Origin of the sequence: Taibaiella chishuiensis (genome assembly GCF_003014535.1) — a bacterium.
Lineage (GTDB): Bacteria > Bacteroidota > Bacteroidia > Chitinophagales > Chitinophagaceae > Taibaiella > Taibaiella chishuiensis.
Genome location: NZ_PYGD01000001.1, coordinates 756,586 through 778,577 on the forward strand (window position 1 = coordinate 756,586; position 21,992 = coordinate 778,577).

General features: G+C 51.5%; 8 protein-coding genes. 7 read left to right on the top strand and 1 reads right to left on the bottom strand.

Annotation, left to right across the window (positions count from 1 at the left end; genetic code table 11):
- Nucleotides 1-40: 40 nt before the first annotated feature.
- Entirely contained in the window at nt 41-2,578 is a 2,538-nt protein-coding gene (locus B0I18_RS03230) for a YfhO family protein (RefSeq protein ID WP_106521199.1), read from the bottom strand.
- Between the two features lie 121 nt (nt 2,579-2,699).
- Here B0I18_RS03230 and B0I18_RS03235 point away from each other — a divergent pair, with 121 nt between their 5' ends.
- The 7 genes from B0I18_RS03235 (at nt 2,700) to B0I18_RS03265 (ending at nt 21,818) form a co-directional block, all read left to right on the top strand.
- Nucleotides 2,700-3,011 (top strand): tetratricopeptide repeat protein, encoded by a 312-nt coding sequence (locus B0I18_RS03235; RefSeq protein WP_106521200.1) that lies wholly within the window; start codon nt 2,700-2,702, stop codon nt 3,009-3,011.
- Between the two features lie 244 nt (nt 3,012-3,255).
- Nucleotides 3,256-7,272, top strand: a complete 4,017-nt coding sequence (locus B0I18_RS03240) for an Ig-like domain-containing protein (RefSeq protein WP_106521201.1) — start codon at nt 3,256-3,258, stop codon at nt 7,270-7,272.
- Nucleotides 7,273-7,347: 75 nt separating this feature from the next.
- Nucleotides 7,348-9,168 (top strand): T9SS type A sorting domain-containing protein, encoded by a 1,821-nt coding sequence (locus B0I18_RS03245; protein WP_106521202.1) that lies wholly within the window; start codon nt 7,348-7,350, stop codon nt 9,166-9,168.
- 239 nt (nt 9,169-9,407) lie between these two features.
- Nucleotides 9,408-13,577 carry an Ig-like domain-containing protein gene (locus B0I18_RS03250; RefSeq protein ID WP_106521203.1) on the top strand — a complete coding sequence of 1,390 codons (4,170 nt, stop codon included), beginning with the start codon at nt 9,408-9,410 and terminating at the stop codon, nt 13,575-13,577.
- A 95-nt stretch (nt 13,578-13,672) separates the two neighbouring features.
- A complete protein-coding gene (locus B0I18_RS03255) occupies nt 13,673-15,406 on the top strand; it encodes a T9SS type A sorting domain-containing protein (protein ID WP_181358318.1) in 1,734 nt (577 codons plus the stop codon).
- Nucleotides 15,407-15,824: 418 nt separating this feature from the next.
- Nucleotides 15,825-19,865, top strand: a complete 4,041-nt coding sequence (locus B0I18_RS03260; protein ID WP_106521205.1) for an Ig-like domain-containing protein — start codon at nt 15,825-15,827, stop codon at nt 19,863-19,865.
- Nucleotides 19,866-19,982: 117 nt separating this feature from the next.
- The gene (locus tag B0I18_RS03265) at nt 19,983-21,818 is read left to right on the top strand and encodes a T9SS type A sorting domain-containing protein (RefSeq protein WP_106521206.1); all 1,836 of its coding nucleotides are present in this window, start codon (nt 19,983-19,985) and stop codon (nt 21,816-21,818) included.
- The last annotated feature ends 174 nt before the right edge of the window (nt 21,819-21,992 follow it).

Here is a 21,992-nt window from a genome sequence, read left to right on the forward strand (position 1 = left end):
GGCGGCCTTTCGATCTTTATACTCTTATTTTTCCAGGAAATTATTTTACCTGTGGCGCATTTTTATCCACAGGAAATGCAGGTTGCCCTGATTTGCGGAAGGTAAGGTACAGCGCGCCCACGATCAGCAGGGCCAGCAGGATATTGCCGATCAGGGCGGTCCTTTCGGCGCTGGCAAACAGCGGCGGGTCGAAATAGAATTCGATGGCGTGTTTACCGGCAGGAACTTTAATAGCCCGCAGTACATAATCCGTACGCATGATCGGGGTTTCCTTACCGTCGATCGTAGCATGCCAGCCGGCAGGGTAGTAGATATCGGAGAAAACGGCCAGGCCGTTCTGGCTGTTATTCGATTCGAAGCTCATGCGGCGCGGGCCGTATTTCGTCAAAGCAATATGCGCCGTTGCATCTTTTCCGAAGGTATAATTACCCATTTCGTTTTTAAAGGTATTGCGCAATACCGCGGTCTGTACCGGGTTAAAGGCGTCCTTTATCGCGGTATCGGCCGGGTTGCCCAGCGATGGTGCGTTGAGCGCGTCCATCTCTTCGCGGGCCGTATTTACCCATTTTACCTCCGATACGAACCAGGCGTTGCCCAGTGCCCCGGGGTTGGCTTGTACCATAGGCGCGCCTTTGTCGCCGGGCACGATAAAGTACTTCGTGTTCAGCATATTCAGCACCGCGGAGTTGTACCTGCCGATCTGGTTCTCGATCAGGTCCTGGTAGATCTGCATTTTGGCGCCGTGGTAACCACCGATGGATTTGTGGAAATAACTCGCCCTTGAATCGTTGAAGGGGCTGGAGGTAAGGTCATACACGCGGTAGTAGAGATCTTTGTCCTGTTTGATCTGCAGGTCGGCCGCGTTGGGCTCGAATTGCATGGCGTAAGTATCGTTGTCGACGAAGTTTTTTTCGTTGAGATAACGGTGTGCCACCGGGATCAGGTCGGCTGCGATCAGCAGGCCCAGGGCGCCTATCGCCATTTGTTTGTTCAGTTTGTTCTTGGCATAAGCCCAGAGTACGGCGCCGCCGAGCAATACAAACACCAGGCTGCGCAGGGCATCGGAAGATGCTGCCGATGCACGGTCCTGGATAAGCGCTTTGAACAGTTCTGGTCCGGCCTGTCCGAATTGCTGGGCCAGCTGTCCGTCGAGTACGCCTTTGTACTCCATCGAAGTCTGCGTGGCAATGAGGATCAGCAGGCAGAGGCCGCCGGTGATCATCACCGACAGGCGTACTTTTTTCCATAGCTCTTCGCGGCTGATCTTGTCGGTAAAAATATCGCGCAGCGCCCATATGGCCAGGATCGGGAAAATGATCGAAGGTATGGCCAGCGCCATACTTGGCGTACGGAACTTATTATAATACGGGAAATGATCGAACATGAAGTAGTTGAATGCCGGGAAATTCTTGCCCATAGCCAGGAAGAAGAAGAAGGCACAGGCGCCGGTAAGCCACCATTTAAGCGGGTTGCGGATAACGAGCAGGGCCAGTACGAACAGCAGGCAGATGACGGCACCAAAGTATACGGAGCCGGACATATTACCGGTTTCCTGTTGCGGGCCCCAGTACAAAGGAGCGTGCTGGGTGATCTGTGCTACCTGTTGCTGGGGCGCGCCTAACTGCGACAGCTTCTGGCCGAAGTGGGAATCTTCGCCGATATCTTCGCTCATCGAACCGCCATAAAGATCGGGCACCAGGGTACACAGGGCCTCGCCCATACCGATGCTCCAGCGGAACGCGTATTCGCGGTCGAGACCGCCGCTGCCTTTCTGCGGGCCGTTAAGCTCGCTGCCGCCGCGGGAAGAGTATTTATTGTATTCCGATATCTGTATAAAACGTGCCGAGCTTGCTGCAAAGGCGAAACCCGCACTTAAGGCCAGCACTATGGAAGCGATGAACCATTGTTTGAGCTTACCCTGCCTGATGGCATTTACGAGGATACCCACAACCAGGATCACGATCAGCAACAGGCCGTAGTAAACGATCTGGTAGTGCCCGGTATCGATAAAGAAGGCCAGGAAAAGGCCGGAGAGCGCAGCGCCCTGCAGGTATTTACCCCGGTAAGCGATCAGCACGCCCGCGATGATGGCGGGCAGGTAGGCAATATCCAGCATTTTGGTGGTATGCCCGGCAGATACGATAATGGGGTTATAGGAAGAGAATGCGAAAGCAATAGCGCCGATAGCACCCAGCCAGCGGTTAACCCGCATGGTGCACATCAGGATATAAAAGCTAACCATGGCCAGGAAGAAAAAAGTAGCCGGGTTAGGTACCTGTCCGTGGGTATAGAACTGGATGATCTGGTTGAGCTTATTGACCCAACTGGTCTGCGGGTAATAATCGATCAGGATCTGGGGCATGCCGCCAAACATATTGTTGGCCCACATAGCGTTTTCGCCGGTCTGTTTATAAAACTCCCGGCTTTCCTGGGAAGCATAAAGCCAGGTGAACATATCGTGCTGACTGATGGTATTGCCCTGGAAGGCCGGATAACAAAAAGCACAGCTCAACACCGCGAAAATGATGAGGACAAGGAGATGAGGCAGGTATTTCTTAAAGCCTTCCTGTTGTTGCATAGCGCAGAATTTTTTTAATGCGGACAAAAATAGTTTTTTTTAGCATTGCTCGGCTTTTATGTTTTGATGTAGCCGGGTTTTGCGGCCCGCGCGTATGCGGTAAATGAATTATTTTTGAAGCATGAGCAAAATAGAACAACTGGAACAGTTCCTGAAGGAGTCGCCTGATGATTGTTTCCTGAAACATGCCCTGGCCCTCGAATGTATAAAAGCCGGCGACGACGAACGGGCGCGTAAGCTTTTTGAAGAGAACCGTGCCTTCGATCCCTCGTATATAGCTACTTATTACCACCTGGGTAAACTACTCGAACGCGGGGGGCTGCAGGAAGCGGCGATTGCGGTATACGAACAGGGTATGGAACAGGCCCGTGCGGCGGGCGACAACCATGCATACAGCGAACTGCGGAGTGTGCATGAAGACCTGATTTACTGATCCGGCGGTTAAAGTACAGGAGGGGTAGCATTTTTTTTGAGCGACTTATTGTATTTATTTGTTAGTCATGGTATTCTTCATATCACTAACCAGGACCTGATCAGGGCGCAGCGGGAGCAATGGGTTTTAACAAACTTTTTCTTTTAACAACTTGTTAACCAACCGTAACCCTTTTGCATATTGTCTTTTGTTAATTACTGTTAAGTGTCGAAATCAATCCGTTATCCACTTGAAACTTTAATCTATGAAAGGAAACTTTATGCTTTCTACCAGGGTGAAAACTATGGCGGCCCTCATGCTGTTGGTGATCCTTGGTCTACCTTTAAGACGGGCGTTTGCGCAGATACCGGCGTCGTCTTATGGTTTTACTGCCGTTGCAGGTACCTTTACGGAAATTACGGGTACCGCCGTGACGAGTATTCTTGGCGACGACCAGTCGAGCGCATCGATCAACCTGGGGTTTACGTTTAATTATTGCGGTGTAGACTACACTTCAATTATCGCGAACTCGAACGGCTGGATTACCTTTGGCCCCGGTACGACCGACCTGGGCGCGATGCGCGACAACAGTACGACCAACTTGGCTAACCTGAAGCCCCTGCTTATGCCGCTTTGGGATGATATGGACGGCATCACAGGTTCTGCCGCCTATACCGTTAGCGGTACAGCGCCCAACCGGGTGTTTACCTTCCAATGGAAAAACTGGGAATGGAACTGGAATGCGACAGGCCCCAATATTACCTTCCAGGTAAAACTTTACGAAGGCACTAATATAATCGAATATGTATATCGCCCCGAATCGGCTGCGGGTAGTCCCGGCGGATCGGGCGGCGCTACGATCGGTATCGGCGACAATGCCACTGTGCCTACTTACCTTTCGCTCAACAACGGTACCGGAACAGCAACCGCATCGGCTACCGTATTTACAACAAGTATCAGCACCAAACCTGTCAGCGGACAGGTATTTCGCTTTACACCGCCACCCAATTGCTCCACCGTTACCGGTTTCCCTACCGCCGCTACGACCAATGTTAGCCCGGCGAGCATTTGCGTGTCGCAAAATCTTACCATCTCCATCACACCGGCTACTGCCATGCCTGCTACCACGGGTGTTACCTACCGGTGGGAAAGCGGTACCAGCGCTACCGGCCCCTGGACTACCCTGGGCACGACCACGGTAGCTACGTATACCACCTCCACGCCGATTACCGCAGCGCTCTTTTACCGTTGCGTGGTCTTGTGTAACGGCACCACCACTTTATTTACTTCTACCGCATCGGCCCAGGTACCGGTTTCCAACCCGGGTTTACCGACCATCACCAATGGTACGCGTTGCGGCCCCGGTACGGTTAACCTCAACGCCACCGTTAGCGGCACGGGTTTGTCGGTACGCTGGTACCAGAATGCGACAGGAGGTTTCCCGGTTTCGACCGCCAATACCTATACTACGCCTTACCTGACCCAAAATGCAACTTATTATGCAGCTTCGGTAAGCAATGCCGCGTCGCAGATGTATAATGTAGGTCTGCCCGCCTTTGTGCAAACCAATAACTTTATTACCGCATCAGCCGGCTGGGGACTTCGCTTCACGGTAACGGCCAACTGTAACATCGACTCCGTAGCCGTATACCCGATCGGCAGCGGTACCATCAGCTTCCGGATCTGGGATGCCACTACACAGGCGGTAATCTATACATCGCCCGTATCCGGCAATATTACCGGTACAGGTGCGGAGAAAGTAATGCTGCCCGTAGGTGCGCTCAATATCCCACCGGGTAACTATGTAATGGGTATTGCCAGCTTTACCGGGCTTACCAACCTGCATAACGAAGGCTTTAATCCCGTAGCTTATCCCTTTACCTCGCCGGTGCTGAATATTACCGCGGGTTCCCAGGGTTTTGGCGGTACCGGTTCTTCTACCGTGTATTACTTCTGTTACGACTGGCGGGTAAGCACCCTTACCGGTTGCGAAGGCGTACGCGTACCGGTTACAGCTACCCTTACACCGCCGCCGGCGTTTACCAAATCGGCTCCTGCCGTTTTGTGTAACAATGGTATCGGTACCATCAATGTTACTTCGCCCGTGGGCAACTATACCAACTATGCCTGGAGCCCGGTAGCTAACCTGTACACCGATGCCGGCGCTACGGTACCCTATACCGGCGGCAATGCTTCCACACTCTATTTCAAATCCAACATTGTTGGTCCGCAACAGCGGTTTATGTACGCCACCAATTCAGCAGCCCCTAACTGCGCCTATGCCGACACCTTCAGGGTATGGGTGCAACCCGATTCCGTGAAAATCAATGCTGCCCCCGATACCATTTGTGTAAGCGGCAACACCTCCCTGTTCCTGTCGCCCAATACCGGCTATGCAGCCAACACCATACAGTGGCAGGAGTCTGTAAACGGTACGGCCTATACCGACATTGCCGGCGCTACCGGGGTGAGTTATACTACGCCGGTACTGAGCACCAACCGTTACTACAAGGCGGTGATCAAAGCCGGTACCAACGATTGCCAGACACCCAGCCGCTATATCGTAGTGGCATCCCCGATCCTTAACTCCTGGACCGACAGCTCCAACTGCGGACCCGGTACCGTAACGTTACAGGCCTCTGTGGGCGGCAATGCCAATGTAAGGTGGTATACATCACCTACTGCAGCTTTGCCTGTAGGTTCGGGCAGCCCGTTTGTAACACCTTTCCTGGGCGCTACTACCGACTACTACGTTGCAGCAAGCACCGGCACACCGCAGCCGCCACCGGTCTTTATCGGTACGGGTACGCTTACCACAACGGGTGCTGCCAACCCTTACTACCTGGGCAACTGGGCGAATAAGGTACAGTACATCATTACTGCGAATGAAATGACCGCAGCCGGTTTCTCGCCGGGTTATGTAGCCTCTATCGGTTTCGATGTAACCACCGGCGGCGGCGCCCTGCAGAACTTCACGATCAAAATGTCGAACTCGACCGTAACCGGCCTGGGCCTGACCTTCGAACCGAATATGCAGGATGTGTACTCCATTGCCAGTTATACGCCTGTGGCCAACAGTGTGAATACCCACGTATTCCAGACACCATTCTACTGGAACGGATCGAATATTATCGTAGAAGTATGCCACAACAATACAGCTACCGGTACCACGGCTACGGTAAAATACAATACCGGTAATACGCACTACTATTACAACAATGCGGCCAACCACTGTAACGTGCAGACCGGCACCAATAACTTTACCTCTACCACCCGTCCTAATATGCGGATCGGTATGAGAGGCGCATGCGAAAGCCCCCGCCAGCTGGTTAAGGCCTCCATCTTCCCCAAGCCGGCCGTGAACCTCGGTGCGGATATCAACAAATGTGTGGATGATGGCGCCATACAGGTACTGGATGCAGGCGTACAGCCCAATACACCACAGTTCCTCTGGGACGACAACAGCACCAGCCAGGTGCGCGCCGTATCGGAAAGCGGTACTTACCGTGTACAGGTAACCAATAGCTTTAATTGTAAAAATTCGGATACCATACAGGTAACCCTGCGTGATAATCCCGTAGTACAGCTGGGTAATGATACCACGGTATGTAACGGTGTAGTGCTGCACCTGGATGCGGGCAACGACGGCATCTCCTACTTCTGGAACACCGGTCAAACCTCCAATACCATCAATATCAGCAATGCAGGCACCTATATTGCTTTTGTAACCAACAGCGACGGCTGTATGAAATCGGATACGATAAAGGTAACCATGCAGGGCCAGTTGCCAACGATCCAGGGTATCAATGTGACCAACAACGGCGCTTATACCTTCCACTATACGGCGGTTAACCCGCAGAATGTGATCGGTTACGACTGGGACTTCGGTGATGGTACCCCCCATAGTTACCAGGCTTCGCCCATGCATACCTTTGCTACTGCGGGTAACTACATCGTGACACTGAAACTGAGCAGCACCTGCGGTTTCCGTACAGATTCCACTTCTGCACAGATCGTAGGCATCCACCAGATTACGGTTGATAACAACGAACTGATGGTATACCCGAACCCTGCAAGCGGCGCCACAACACTGCTGAGCAAAAACCTGAAAATGCAGGAAGTATCGGTATACAATGTGCTGGGCCAGGTGGTACAACGCAGCAAAGCCGACACCCCCAACAAGCATACGGTACAACTCGGCGTACTTGCCCCCGGGGTATACACCATACAGGTGCTTACCGACAAAGGCAATGTAGCACGTAAACTGGAAGTTCTTAAATAACAGGTACCGGGGATAGGGCATAGCCTTATCCCCGGTTTACATTTTATCTTAACCCGCCTTCAAATCAATATTTCTATGAGCAGTATATTTACCCGTTTGAAGTTTCCGGCAATGCCTGTTTTAGCGGGCATATTTGCGTTTTTATCCCATAAGGCAGATGCTCAGCTGGCTGCCAATACTTACCAGTTCAGCGCCCTGAGCGGTACCTTTACCGAGATTACAGGCGGTACGGTGCTGTCGGCGATACAAACCGACGATGCCTTGTCGGGCAATGTACCCATCGGCTTTACGTTCAACTTCTGTGGTACCGATTATACGCAGCTCAAGGCTTCGTCTAACGGATGGGTCTCCTTCAGCAGCACCCTGGGTACCTTCGACTATTTCGCCGATAACTCGACGACCAACTTCCCTACCATGAAGCCCTGCCTGTTTCCCCTCTGGGAAGATATAGACGGCTCGACCACCTACGGCGGCGCTGCCATGTATGCCACAACAGGCACGGCGCCCAACCGGGTGTTTACCTTGCAGTGCAAAAACTGGCAATGGAATTACAGCGCTACCACGGCTACTATTTCCTTCCAGGTAAAACTGTATGAAGGTTCTAACCTGATCCAGTTTGTATACCGCCCCGAATCCGGTACGATCAGTACAGGGTCCGGCGGTGCTTCGATCGGCATATCGGACAATAACACACCGACTACCGGTTACCTGTCGCTTAACAATGCCTCGGCCTCGCCCACGGCATCCGGCACGACCTTTACCACCAATATACTGACCAAGCCGGCCAGTGGACAGATCTACCAGTTCAAACCATTGCCGGCTATCGATATGCGCGCCGACAGTATTGTAGTGGCAACACCTTTTTGTTCCAATTCGACGCAGCCTGTAGCAGCGAGGGTCAGGAACCTGGGTACCGCCGCCATCGATTCGGTTAAGGTATACTGGTCGGTAGACGGTGTAGCGCAACCACCGGTAACTTATAACGCTGCAACAATCGGTAACGTGGTAAGCGGCAGCAATACTGCCGTGGTGGCCCTGGGGCAGGTATACTTTGCTACGGCAGCGGCCAGGCAGATCAAAGCCTGGACTTACCAGCCCAACGGCCTGCCCGATGAGGTGCCTGCCAACGATACGGTAACCGCTGCTATCGCTGCCGGCCTGGAAGGCGTACAGGCGCATATCCTGCAGGGCGACACTACGATCTGCCAGGGCGCCAACCTCTTGCTTGACGCGGGATCGTATCCTAAAAACCCGATCTATATCTGGAATACCGGCAGCCTGAGCCAGACGATAACCGTTACGGGCGCCGGCGTATACTCCGTGAAGGTGCAGAATACAGACGGCTGCTTCGACCGGGATACGGTGGTGATTGGCGTACATCCCAATCCACTGGTCAATTCTATTGCCGTGATGGAAAATGGCGGTGGAATGTTTACCTTTAATGTGATCGGTGCGCAGCATGTCAATGAATACTATTGGGATTTTGGCGATGGCACAACAGCGGTTGGTCCGGGTCCGCAGGTCCATATCTATACGGCTCCGGGCGAATACACGGTAGTGCTTCGGGTGAAGAATGATTGTGCTGAAGTAACGACCTCGCGGCTTGTAGCTATTGGCAATGGAACGAGTATACACGACCTGTCTGCCCTGCAGCAGGAGATTAAAATGTATCCCAATCCATCGACCAAAGGTGTAGTAACGGTAATGCACAATACGCAACTGAAAATAAAAGCAATTACCGTGTATAACCTCTTGGGACAACGCGTGCAGCACCTGGAAACGGTGAGTGCAACGCAGAATCAACTGAACACGGCCGACCTTGCTGCGGGCATTTATAACGTAGTCGTAGCAACCGACCGGGGCACTGTAGTTAAGAAACTGGAAGTGTTGCCGTAGATAACGAGTTTTTAACATCTTGCAAAAAAGGAGGGCTGACCGGATCAGTCCTCCTTTTTTGTTAAAGAAAAATAAAAGAAAAGTTAATCAGTACGGGCTTTTCGGGGAATATGCATGAAGAATAAATCATATTATTAATTAGATTTCTTACAGAAAAAAACACGGATTAACAAACGGATTACTTCGTTTTAACAAAAAGATATTTTAAATTCGTTTCAACGTTAAAATCTATTCCAGGTATGAAATTAAATTTTACCCCTCATTCTTTACTCCGGTCATTTACGGTTATGGTGTTGCTCGCCGTGCTGGGATTGGCTCCGGGCATGGTTGTATATGCCCAGGTACCCGCCTCTTCCTACAGCTATGCTGCGTCTTCGGGCACCTATACCGATCTTGTCGGCGGTACCAGCGTCTCCGCTATCCATACGGACGATGCTACATCCGGCGTATTGCCCATCGGCTTTACGTTTAACTTCTGTGGCGTGGACTACACCCAGTTTGTAGTCAATTCGAACGGTTTCCTGTCTTTTAAAACAACCCCCGCGATTTCCGGCAGTACGTACAACAGCCTGGGTAACATGGGTACCATCAAACCCGCTGTATTCCCTTTATGGGCAGACCAGACCGGTTCTGGTTCGGCCGCCAGCTACGGCGTTACCGGCACCGCCGGTAACCGCGTATTCACGATGGAATTTAAAAACTGGAAATGGAACTACAATGCTTCTGCTGCGGTTATTTCCTACCAGATCAAATTATTTGAGACCACCAATGTTATCCAGTTCGTGTACCGTCCTGAGGCCGGGTCTATTACCGGTTCCAGCACGGCGTCTATCGGTATCTGCGATAACGCAGCCACACCGACTTATCTTTCGCTGAACAATTCCACGGCTACGGCTACTGTATCATCTACCACGTTTACCACTTCGATCAATACGAAGCCGGTAGCAGGCCAGATCTACCAGTTTACGCCACCGCCCAACTGTGCTACGGCTACCTTCCCTACCGCGGCTACCACTACGGTAACCCCGGGTACGATCTGTATTTCCGGCAACGTGACGCTTAATGTGACTACCGCTACTGCAATGCCCAATGTTACCGGTGTTACCTACAAATGGCAGTCCTCTACCAATGGTACCACCTGGGTGGATATTGCCGGTGCGGTAACCACCGTACCTACCTATACCACTACCACACCGATAAGCACCCCCCTGTATTTCCGTGCGGTGCTGCTGTGTAACGGTACAACGACCATTCTGAATGCGGGCGCTACCGCCCAGGTGGTTGTGAACAACCCCGGCACTCCTGTAGGCACCGGCGGTACCCGTTGCGGTCCGGGATCAGTAACCCTGAGCTCTACCACACCTTCGGGCGCTACCCTGAGTTGGTACCAGAACGCGACCGGCGGTTTGCCTTTAGGTACCGGTAGTCCGTTTACCACGCCTTATATCCCCGGTACCACTACATTCTATGTATCGGCCGGTTCGGGCACCGCACCAGCTTCGCAATGGGTTGGTACAGGTACAACTACCTTCAGCAGTTATAACACCCCTTACTACGATTATTACTGGGGTACCAAAGTGCAATACCTGATCAAAGCCTCAGAGCTGAATGCTGCAGGTCTTACCGCCGGTACCATCAACTCGATGGGCTTCGACGTTACCTCGGTAACTTCTGTATTCCCGTTGAATAACTTCTACATTTCCATTAAATCGACCAGTACTACCGCCCTGGCGGCCAATACCTGGGAGACCGGTCTTACGCAGGTGTTCAGTTCTGCAACGTACTCGCCTGTTGCCAATACCATCAACAACCATACCCTCAGCACGCCTTTTGTATGGGATGGCAGCTCCAATATCGTAATCGAGGTTTGTCATAACAACCCGAACTACAATACGAGCGGTCCGGCAACATCGGTAAAATACTCGACCTATACTTACAATACTACCCACGCCAACTATGGCGATAATGCCACCCAGTGTACCAATCCTGCGTCCAACGATGCGGTGAGCATGACCCGCCCCAATATCCTGTTTGGCATGACACTGGGTTGCCAGGGTACGCGCGTACCTGTAGTGGCTACCGTTACTGCACCGCCTGCGCTTACCAAAACAGCACCGGCAATCATATGTAACGGTGCCGTAGCTACCTTCTCCGAGACGCCCAACAATACTTATACCAATTACTCCTGGACACCGGTAACCGACCTGTATTCCAATACAGCCGGCACTACCGCCTATACAGCCGGCGCCAATGCGCCTACGGTTTATTTCAAATCCACAACAGTGGGTGCGCAGGAACGTTACCTGTATGCTACCAACAGCACTACCGGTTGCGCCTTTGCCGATACGGTGCGTACCTGGGTACAGCCGGACACTGTAGTGATCAAGGCTGCCCCGGACACCATCTGTAATGCCGGTACCGCTTCCCTGTGGCTGGTGCCTACTACCGGTTATGCGCCGAACAGCATCCAGTGGCAGGAATCTACAGACGGTACTACCTATACCAATATCGCAGGTCAGACCGGTACTACCTATACTACTGCCAGTCTTACGGCTAACCGTTACTACCGTGTCCAGATCAAATCGGCCGGTGCAACACCTTGCCTGATGCCGGTAAAATATATCGTAGTGGCACACCCTGCGCTGCAGAGCAAAAAAGACAGCTTCAATTGCGGACCGGGTACCGTTACCCTAGAGGCCGCAGTGGCTGCTGGTTCTAACTCAGCAGTTAAGTGGTATGCTACACCTACTTCCAGTCAACCTATCGGTGTGGGTTCTCCATGGACTACGCCATTCCTGGGTGTAACAGATACCTATTACGTAGCAGCAAGTACCGGTACACCGCAACCCGATCCGGCAAACGTTGTCGTTGCGGGTTCCTTGTCCACCACTTACTCTACCGACCTGCCGTTCTACTACAGCTACTCCGGTCAGCGCGTACAGTGGATGATCACTGCAGCCGAGATGACGGCACAGGGCTTCACCCCGGGTCTTGTTAAATCTATCGGTTTCGATATTGCCCAGGCTAATATGAGCTTCTCCAATGTAACCCTGCAGATGGGACTTACTACGGCCACTTCTTTCGGCAACGGTACTACACCGGGCACTACCTATACTACGGGGCTGCAGCAGGTGTTCAGCGCAGCAAGCTTTACGCCGGTTGCCAACCAGGTCAATACCCTTACGCTCCAGACGCCGTTCTATTGGGATGGCACTTCCAATATCATTATCAACTACTGTCACAGTGGTATTACCAACGGAAGCTTTTCCAATGCCGTATACATGAAGTACCGGTACAACTATACGTATCCGAACAACATGAACATCTACAGCTATGGTAGTGTTACCAATATCTGCGGTACGCCATCGGGTACAGTAAACGGTCCTTACTCCTCTTATTATCGTCCGCATACCATTATCGGCATGATGGGCGCTTGTGAAAGCACACGCCAGCCGGTAATCGCATATATTCATCCTAAGCCTGTGGTTAACCTCGGCGCGGACATTAACAGGTGCGTGGACAACGGCGCCGTACAGGTACTCGATGCCGGTGTACAACCCAATACCCCACAGTTCCTCTGGGACGACAACAGCACCAGCCAGGTGCGTGCCGTAACGCAGAGCGGTACTTACCGTGTAACGGTTACCAACAGCTATACCTGTAAGAACTCAGATACCATCCAGGTAACCCTGAGGAAGAACCCGGTAGTAAACCTGGGTAACGATACCACCGTATGTAATGGCGTAGTATTGAACCTGAATGCCGGCAACGACGGTATCTCCTACTTCTGGAGCACCGGCCAGACTACCAATACCATCAACATCAGCAATGCCGGTACCTATATCGCCTTTGTAACCAACAGCGACGGCTGTATGAAATCGGATACGATCCAGGTAATCATGCAGGGCCAGCTGCCAACGATCCAGGGTATCAGCGTTACCAACAACGGCGCCTATACCTTCCATTACACGGCGGTTAACCCGCAGAACGTGATCGGTTACGACTGGAACTTCGGCGACGGTAGTCCGCATAGCTACCAGGCCTCGCCTACGCACACCTTTGCTACTGCCGGTAACTATATCGTGACGCTGCAACTGAGCAGCACCTGCGGTTTCCGTACCGACTCTTCTTCTGCGCAGATCGTAGGCATCCACCAGATTACGGTTGATAACAACGAACTGATGGTGTACCCCAACCCTGCAAGCGGCATCGCTACCCTGCAGAGTAAGAACCTGAAAATGGAAGAAGTAACGGTGTACAATGTACTGGGCCAGGCCGTGCAGAGCAGCAAGGCTGACAGTCCGAACAAACATACCCTGAAACTTGAAGTGCTTGCGGCCGGCGTATACACCATACAGGTGCGTACCGACAAAGGCAACGTAGCGCGTAAACTGGAAATTCTCAAATAAGAAGCCTACTCCCAAGTACAATGCAGACATCAGCCGTTGAGGCGGATGTCTGCATTATTTCCTGCATTCAAAATAATCTAAAACGATCAAGCTCAATGACAAGATTTACACTCGCCAAGCGTTTAGGAAACGCATTCCTGCTGCTGGTTGCAGGGCTTTCCCTGGGCAATACTTCCTATGCTCAACCTACCTCTACCGTAACGGTAGGTACCGGTACCACAAATGGTTCCCTGGTGCCGATCAACTCCTGCTACGGATATAGCTATACCCAGCAGATCTATACTGCGGCACAGATTACCGCCGGCAATGGCGGTGTTATGCCACCAACCAATACCATTACCAAAATAAGGTTTTACGTAACGGCGCTGCCTACCTCCACGACAAGCAGCAACGACTGGACCGTATACATCGGCAATACGACCACCGGTACCTTTGCCTCCTCTACCAGCTGGATACCGGTAGCTTCGCTTACCCAGATCTTTACCGGTACGGTTACCTTCCCCACCACAGTCAACAACTGGATGGAGATAACCCTGGCTACGCCTTTCGTATGGGATGGCACCAGCAACCTGGTAGTAGCAGTAGATGAAAACATGGCCGGTTATAACTGTACCGTAAACTGGGCCAGTACCGTAATGAGTGGTAACCAGTCCATTTACTACTACAGCGATCTTACCAATCCTAACCCTGCTTCGCCACCCAGCGGAACAACTTCATCCACCCGGGCTAATGCGCAGTTCGAATTCCTGGTACCACCTAATAACGCGGGTGTAGATAGCGTATTCGTACCTGCTTATCCCTTCTGTTCCGGTCCGGCTACCGTATCGGCCAGGGTACATAACTACGGTTCCAATATCATCAATACCGTTAGCGTAAACTGGAGCGTGGATGGCGTGCTGCAAACACCGGTAAACATTACTAGCCCCATCGATATGGAAAACTCTACCGCGGGCCCTAATGCCACGGTACAGCTGGGTACCATTAATTTTGACTACAATGTACCCAAGCTGATCAAGGCCTGGACCAAACTGCCTAACGGTGTAGCCGATACCAAACCTGTTAACGACTCTACTACGAAAACGATTACGGCAACACAACAGGGTATCGATTTCAAAATGACGCCGCAGGATACCACCATCTGCGCCGGCGCATCCCTGACGCTCGATGCCGGTACGCAACCGTTTAACCCGATCTATATCTGGAATACCGGCGCGCTTACCCAAACGATCAATGTATCGCAGGCAGGCACTTACAGCGTTAAGGTGCAGAATACCTTCGGCTGTTTCGATACCGACACCATCCAGGTGAGCGTACACCCCAGCCCGCTGGTTAACTCTATCGCTATTATCGACAACGGCGGCGGTTCGTTTACTTTCAATATTATCGGTGCACAGAACATCCTGAACTATCTCTGGGACTTCGGCGACGGAACAACCGCTACAGGCCCCGGTCCTAAAACACATACCTATACCACTCCGGGAGAGTATACCACCACCGTTACCCTGAGCAACGACTGTGGTACCATAACTACTACCCGCCTGATTGCCATAGGCGGCGGTACGGGTATCTACGATCTTTCCGCTTTGCAGAAAGAGATGAAAGTATTCCCTAACCCGGCTAAAGGTAGTGTAACCATTACCCACAACGGCGGTATCAAAATGAAGAACATTGCTTTCTTCAATATCCTGGGACAGCAGGTATACCACGCTGAAACTGTAAATGCAGATAAGCACCAGGTAAATACTTCAGGTTTTGCTGCCGGCATCTATACCGTTACCATCGATACGGATAAAGGTAAAGTGAGCAAAAAACTGGAAATCGTACAATAAGCCTGTTTTTAAATGCTTTAGGAAGCGCGCAACCTGTTATGCAGGTTGCGCGTTTTTTTTATCAGAGCCCAGGGGAAGTGCTCGTTCTGATTACAAATAATTTTATTTACAATTTTGTTTATTTTTTAATTAATAAAATTGTATTTTTAACACTGCTCCATTGACTTCTACGCGCCCAGGAGCACGATTTGCAGGGATAAAATGATAAACTTTGTTATGTATGGCTCAAATAAACATTTATTAACAGAAATATTGCAAATTAGTGTTATTGCATTGATATTTATCGATTAATACATTCATATTGAATAAAATTAATATTTTTTCAACCAACCGCTACAGGTTTTTACCTGTCTTTTAAGGTGTTTTTTGATAAATTGCAAGTTCAGCATGTTTATTAACTAATCGTTTAACTGAAAATATGAGAGGGAAAATTACATTTCAGAAAGGCATTTCGAACTGGGGCAAGATCATGGCGATATTGATGGTCATGTTGCTACCCGGCCTGGTAAAAGGGCAGACTGCAGGCAGTTACACTTTTACACAAACATCCGGTACCTATACGCCCATTACCGGCGGTACCGTGATCAATACGACAATCCCCGACAGTTGGGAGTCCAGCGCGATAGCCTTGTCGCCGGGCTTTTATTTCTGTGGTACCATGTACAATACTATCTATGTTACCTCCAACGGGGCTATGAGCCTGGGTGGCACTACAGGTCCCGGCTCAACCCAATACAACGGTATCCTCAATAACGGCAGCGGTTCCGGTATCAACCTCTGTCCTTTTAACGCCGACCTGGTAGGCTCTTCCGTTACCGGTGCAACCCCCGAGATCCGTTATCAGATCGTAGGTAACGAGCATGTCTTCCAATGGCAGGACATCTCCCGCTGGGCGGCAGGAGAGCGTTTCAGTTTCCAGGCCCGCCTCAATTTTATGACCGGCGAGGTGAAATATGTTTATTCCGTTACCTCTGTAGGTACAGCAACCAACTACCAGCCTGTAATCGGTATCCGTACGGCTACTACCGCAGGTAACTGGCAGAACCGGAAAGTTACCGATGTAGGCGCTGAGTTGTGGGCCACTTCGTTGCTGGGCACGACCACTTCGGATAACCTGCGGTTTACTACTGCCACCACCAATCCTAAACAACCGGCTACCGGTCTTACCTATTCCTACGTACCGCCAACAGCGCCTCCGGGCTGTAGCGGCGCTACGCTGCCTGCGGTTTCCGCAGCGGTGGCTGCACCTGCCAACATTTGTGTAACCGGCAGCGTAAACCTTAGCCTCGGCACTACCGTAATGCCTCCCGTGGTTGGTTTTACCTACCAATGGGAATGGAGCACCAGTGCTACCGGCCCCTGGACGGTGCTGGCAACCACACCTTCCAATACCTATACCGCGACTGGTGTAAACAGCAGCCGTTATTTCAAATGCAGTGTGATCTGTAATGGTAATACGGCAAGCCCGGTATGGTCTTCTACCGTTTCTAACCAGGTAGTGGTGAGCAATCCCGGATCGCCTACCGCCATCAACGGAACCCGTTGCGGTCCCGGTACCGTATCGCTTGGTGTAACACCACCCGCGGGTACCACTGTTAACTGGTATGCTGCAGCTACCGGCGGAGCACCCGTAGGCACCGGCAATACCTATACTACGCCGTTCCTTACTGCCAATACTACTTTTTATGCTACTGCAGGTAGCGGCGCCACATCGTCCTACACCGGTAAGCCAACCCCGGTATCTACTTCGGGCAATAGCGGCTTCAGCGACGTAGGCCTTATGTTCGATGCAATATCTTCGTTTACCCTTACCAGTGTAGACGTTTACCCGATGAGTCCGACCAACACTTCCGGTACGATCACGATCGACCTGAAAAATGCTACCGGTACCACTTTGCAAACAACCACCGCTAACGTAACCATATCGGCAGCCGGCGCACTCAATACTGTACCGCTTAACTTCACCATACCTGCGGGTACAGGCTATCGCCTGGTAGTAAGCGCTGTAACCAATATCAGCAACCTCCTCCGCGAGAGCGTTGCTGCCAATATCAACTTCCCGTATACGTTGCCGGGTGTATGCTCGATCACATCGGCTTATACCGGCGGAGCTTCAGCCTCCTTTTATTATTACTTCTACAACTGGCTGGTAAGCGCCGGTTGCGAAGGTCCGCGCGTACCGGTACAGGCCACACTGACCACGCCGCCTACCTTTACCAAGAGCGCACCTGCCGTATTGTGCAGCAATGCTATCGGTACCATAGCGGTAACTTCGCCGGTGGGCAACTATGCCAACTATGCCTGGAGCCCGGTAGCCGACCTGTATACCAATGCCACCGCGACCACCGCTTACACCGGCGGTAACGCGTCTACCCTTTACTTCAAGTCGCCGGTAGCCGGCATGCATACCTATGCCGTATATGCGACCAATACTACCGGTGCACAATGTGCCTATGCCGATACGGTGCGCATCTGGGTACAACCCGATTCTATCGTAATCAAGGCAGCACCCGATACCATCTGTAACAGCGGCACAAGCACGCTCCGCCTGGTTCCGGGCGCCGACTATTTTGCCGGAAGTATCCAGTGGCAGGAGTCGGCCAACGGTAGTGCCTATAACGACATTCCCGGAGCTACCGGTGTAAGTTATACCACGCCGGTGCTTACCGATAACCATTATTACCGCGTACAGATCAAGGCCGGTACCGGCGTAACCTGCGAGATGCCGGTTAAGTATATCGTTGTGGCGCATCCAGCACTGCATTCCTGGGCCGATAGCTTTAACTGCGGACCAGGTACCGTAACGCTTAAAGCAGAAGTAGGCGGCAATGCCAATGTACGCTGGTATGCTAACCCGGGCGATGCGCTGCCCATAGGAGCAGGCAGCCCCTGGGCAACGCCTTATCTCGGTACTACCGATACCTTCTATGTAACGGCCAGTACCGGTACACCGCAGCCGGCTCCGACCTTTATCGGCACGGGTACATCGACCACCACCGGCGCGGCCAGTCCTTATTACCGTGGTAACTGGGCCAATAAGGTGCAATACCTGATTACTTCGAACGAGATGACTGCGGCCGGTTTCACGCCGGGCCTCATCAGCTCCCTGGGCTTTGACGTTACTACTGCAGGTACCGCCTTGCAGAACATGAATATCAAAATGAAGAATACAACGGTTACGACACTGACCACAACTTTCGAGAATAATATGGAAGATGTGTATTCGATAGCCAGTTATACCCCGGTTGCCAATACGGTTAATACCCACGTATTCCAGACACCGTTCTATTGGGACGGATCCAATATCGTAGTGGAAGTATGTTATAACAACGGCGCTACGGGTACCACCTCTGCTGTGAAATATAACAGCGGTAACACGCACTACCATTATAACAACGCCGCCAACCATTGTACGGTACAGGCGGGTACCAGCAACTTTACTTCGACCACCCGTCCGAATATGCGGATCGGCATGATCGGCGCCTGCGAAAGCGCACGCCAGCCGGTGATTGCCCATATCTATCCGAAGCCTGCGGTTAACCTGGGCCAGGACATCAACAGGTGTGTGGACGCCGGTGCCGTAGTGGTACTGGATGCAGGCGTGCAGCCCAATACACCCCATTATCTCTGGGACGATAACAGCACCAGCCAGGTGCGTGCCGTAACGCAAAGCGGTACCTACCGCGTAACGGTTACCAATAGCTATACCTGTCAAAACTCGGACACGATACAGGTGACCCTGCGCAATAACCCGGTAGTAAACCTGGGTAACGATACCACGGTATGTAACGGCGTAGTGCTGAACCTGAATGCAGGTAACGACGGTGTTTCTTACTTCTGGAATACAGGGCAAACCACCAACACGATCAATATCAATAACGCCGGTGTATACATCGCTTTTGTAACCAATGGCGACGGCTGTATGAAATCGGATACGATCAGGGTTACGATGGACGGCCTGCTGCCTACCATCCAGGGTATCAGCGTAACCAACAACGGTGCTTATACCTTCCACTATACAGCGGTTAACCCGCAGAACGTGATCGGCTACGACTGGGACTTCGGCGATGGCAGCCCTCATAGTTACCTGTCTGCGCCTACGCATACTTATGCTGCCGCCGGCAACTATATCGTAGTGCTGAAGCTGAGCAGTACCTGTGGTTTCTATGCCGACTCTTCTTCGGCTAATATTGTAGGCATCCACCAGGTTACGGTAGATAACAATGAGCTGATGGTGTACCCGAACCCAACAAGCGGTACGGCTACCCTGCAAAGCAAAAACCTGAAGATGGAAGAGGTGACCGTGTACAATGTGTTGGGCCAGGTGGTACAACGCAGCAAAACCGATAGCCCGAATAAACACACGCTTAAGCTCGAAGTGCTTGCCCCGGGTATGTACACCATCCAGGTGCTTACCGACAAAGGCAATGTGGCGCGTAAGCTAGAAATTGTCAAATAATTTTATTTTCTTGCAACACCGCTCCCCTCAACCGATGGGAGCGGTGTTTACCCTTATCCTTTCAGGCAAAACAAACACTATTAAAACTATAACCATTTTAAATTTACTAAACCGATTATGCATTTTAATTCCTTTACAAAAAACATAAAAGGCATACTGGCGGTGGCCTTTGCTGCGGGTATGGCCATGTTGCCCGGCCGTGCGGCAGCCCAGCCGGTAAGCTCGTACCTGTTTTCTTCTACCAGCGGTACTTATACCGCGATTACCGGCGGAACAGTAGTAAACGCCGGTATCCCGGATAGCTGGCAGTCTACGGCCATTACCCTTACGCCTGGCTTTAGCTTTTGCGGTACGTTATACACTACTGCCTATATGACTTCCAACGGTGTTATGAGCCTTGGTGGTACGGCCGGTCCGGGTACGGGCCAGTACAACGGTATTGCTAACAATGGTTCCGGTTCCGGGATCAATCTTTGTCCTTTCAATGCCGACCTGGTAGCCTCTTCTGCTACAGGCGCAGCGCCCGAAATGCGTTACCAGCTGGTGGGCGATGAGCACGTATTCCAATGGAAAGATATTTCGCGCTGGGCCACAACCTCTACCGAGCGTTTCAGTTTCCAGGTAAGGCTGAACAGTGTTACCGGCATCATCCGTTTTGTATACACCGTTACTTCGGTAGGTACTTCTACCGATTACCAGCCTGTAGTCGGTATCCGTACTGCAGCCACAGCGGGCGACTGGCAGAGCCGTAAGGTGACTACTGTTGAATCATGGGCTACTTCGCTGAATGCAGCCACATCTTCCGATGTGATGCGTTTTACCAGCTCTACACCTAATCCCAAGCAACCAGGCAATGGCCTTATCTACCAATACAAGCCCCTGCCGCCTAACGATATGGGCGTAGACAGCATCCTGTTCCCCGCTGCCTTCTGTTCTAATTCCACGCAGGTAATCACTGCCAGGGTGCGCAACTACGGCCTCAACACCGTTAATCCTGTTGCCGTACATTGGTCTATAGACGGTGTGATGCAAACACCCGTTTCCTACAACAATATCGTGTTGAATGCGATGTCTGCTCCCGGCAACATGGCCCTGGTGCCGCTGGGTAATGTGTTCTTCGCCGATAATACCGGCAAAACAATTAAAGCCTGGACCTACCAGCCCAATAACGTGCCCGACGAGGACAACAGCAATGATACCATAAAAGCAGTAGCTACGCCTTCGCTGCAGGGTGTAGACTTCGCTATAACACCGGGCGATACCATTATCTGCTCCGGTCAGTCTGTAACCTACGATGCCGGCATACATCCGCTTAACCCGTTCTATGTATGGAGCACGGGAGCGCTTAGCCAAACCATTACCGTAGACCAGAGTGGCTCCTACTGGGTAAAGGTGCAGAACACATTGGGTTGTTTTGATATCGATACCGTAAACGTAACCTTCCATCCGGATCCGTTGGTCAACTCTATCGCTATTATCGACAATGGCGCCAATTCCTTTACGTTTAACCTGATTGGTGCACAATACGCCAATACTTACGCCTGGGACTTCGGCGACGGTACCACCACAACCGGCCCCGGACCGAAGAGCCATACTTATGCTACTGCAGGCGAGTATACCGTAACCGTAACGCTGACCAACGATTGCGGCCAGGTAACTACCACCCGGCTTGTGGCTACCGGAAGCACCGGTGTGGACGATATTACGGCACTGCAGAAGGAGATGAAGGTCTATCCTAATCCTGCAAGGGGTATGGTAACCGTAACCAACAACAGCGCGATCAAAATGAAAGCCGTAACGGTGTTCAATATCATGGGACAAAAAGTGTTCAGCACACAGCCGAACGCTGAAAAATATATGCTGGATGTATCGGGCTTTGCCGCTGGCATTTACAATATCGTGATCGATACCGATAAAGGTATGGTCACTAAAAAGCTGGATGTGAAGCAATAAACATTCCGGATTACCCAAGTATAAGGGATAAAGCGACAGTGCTTTATCCCTTTTTTAACCCGCAATTACCGTTAAAAAACATTAACAAATATTTGTTTCTAGTAATAGTCCTTTATTACCTACACAAACATGTGATTTAAAGTGAATTAAGAAGGTCTTTGGCTTTATTGTCAT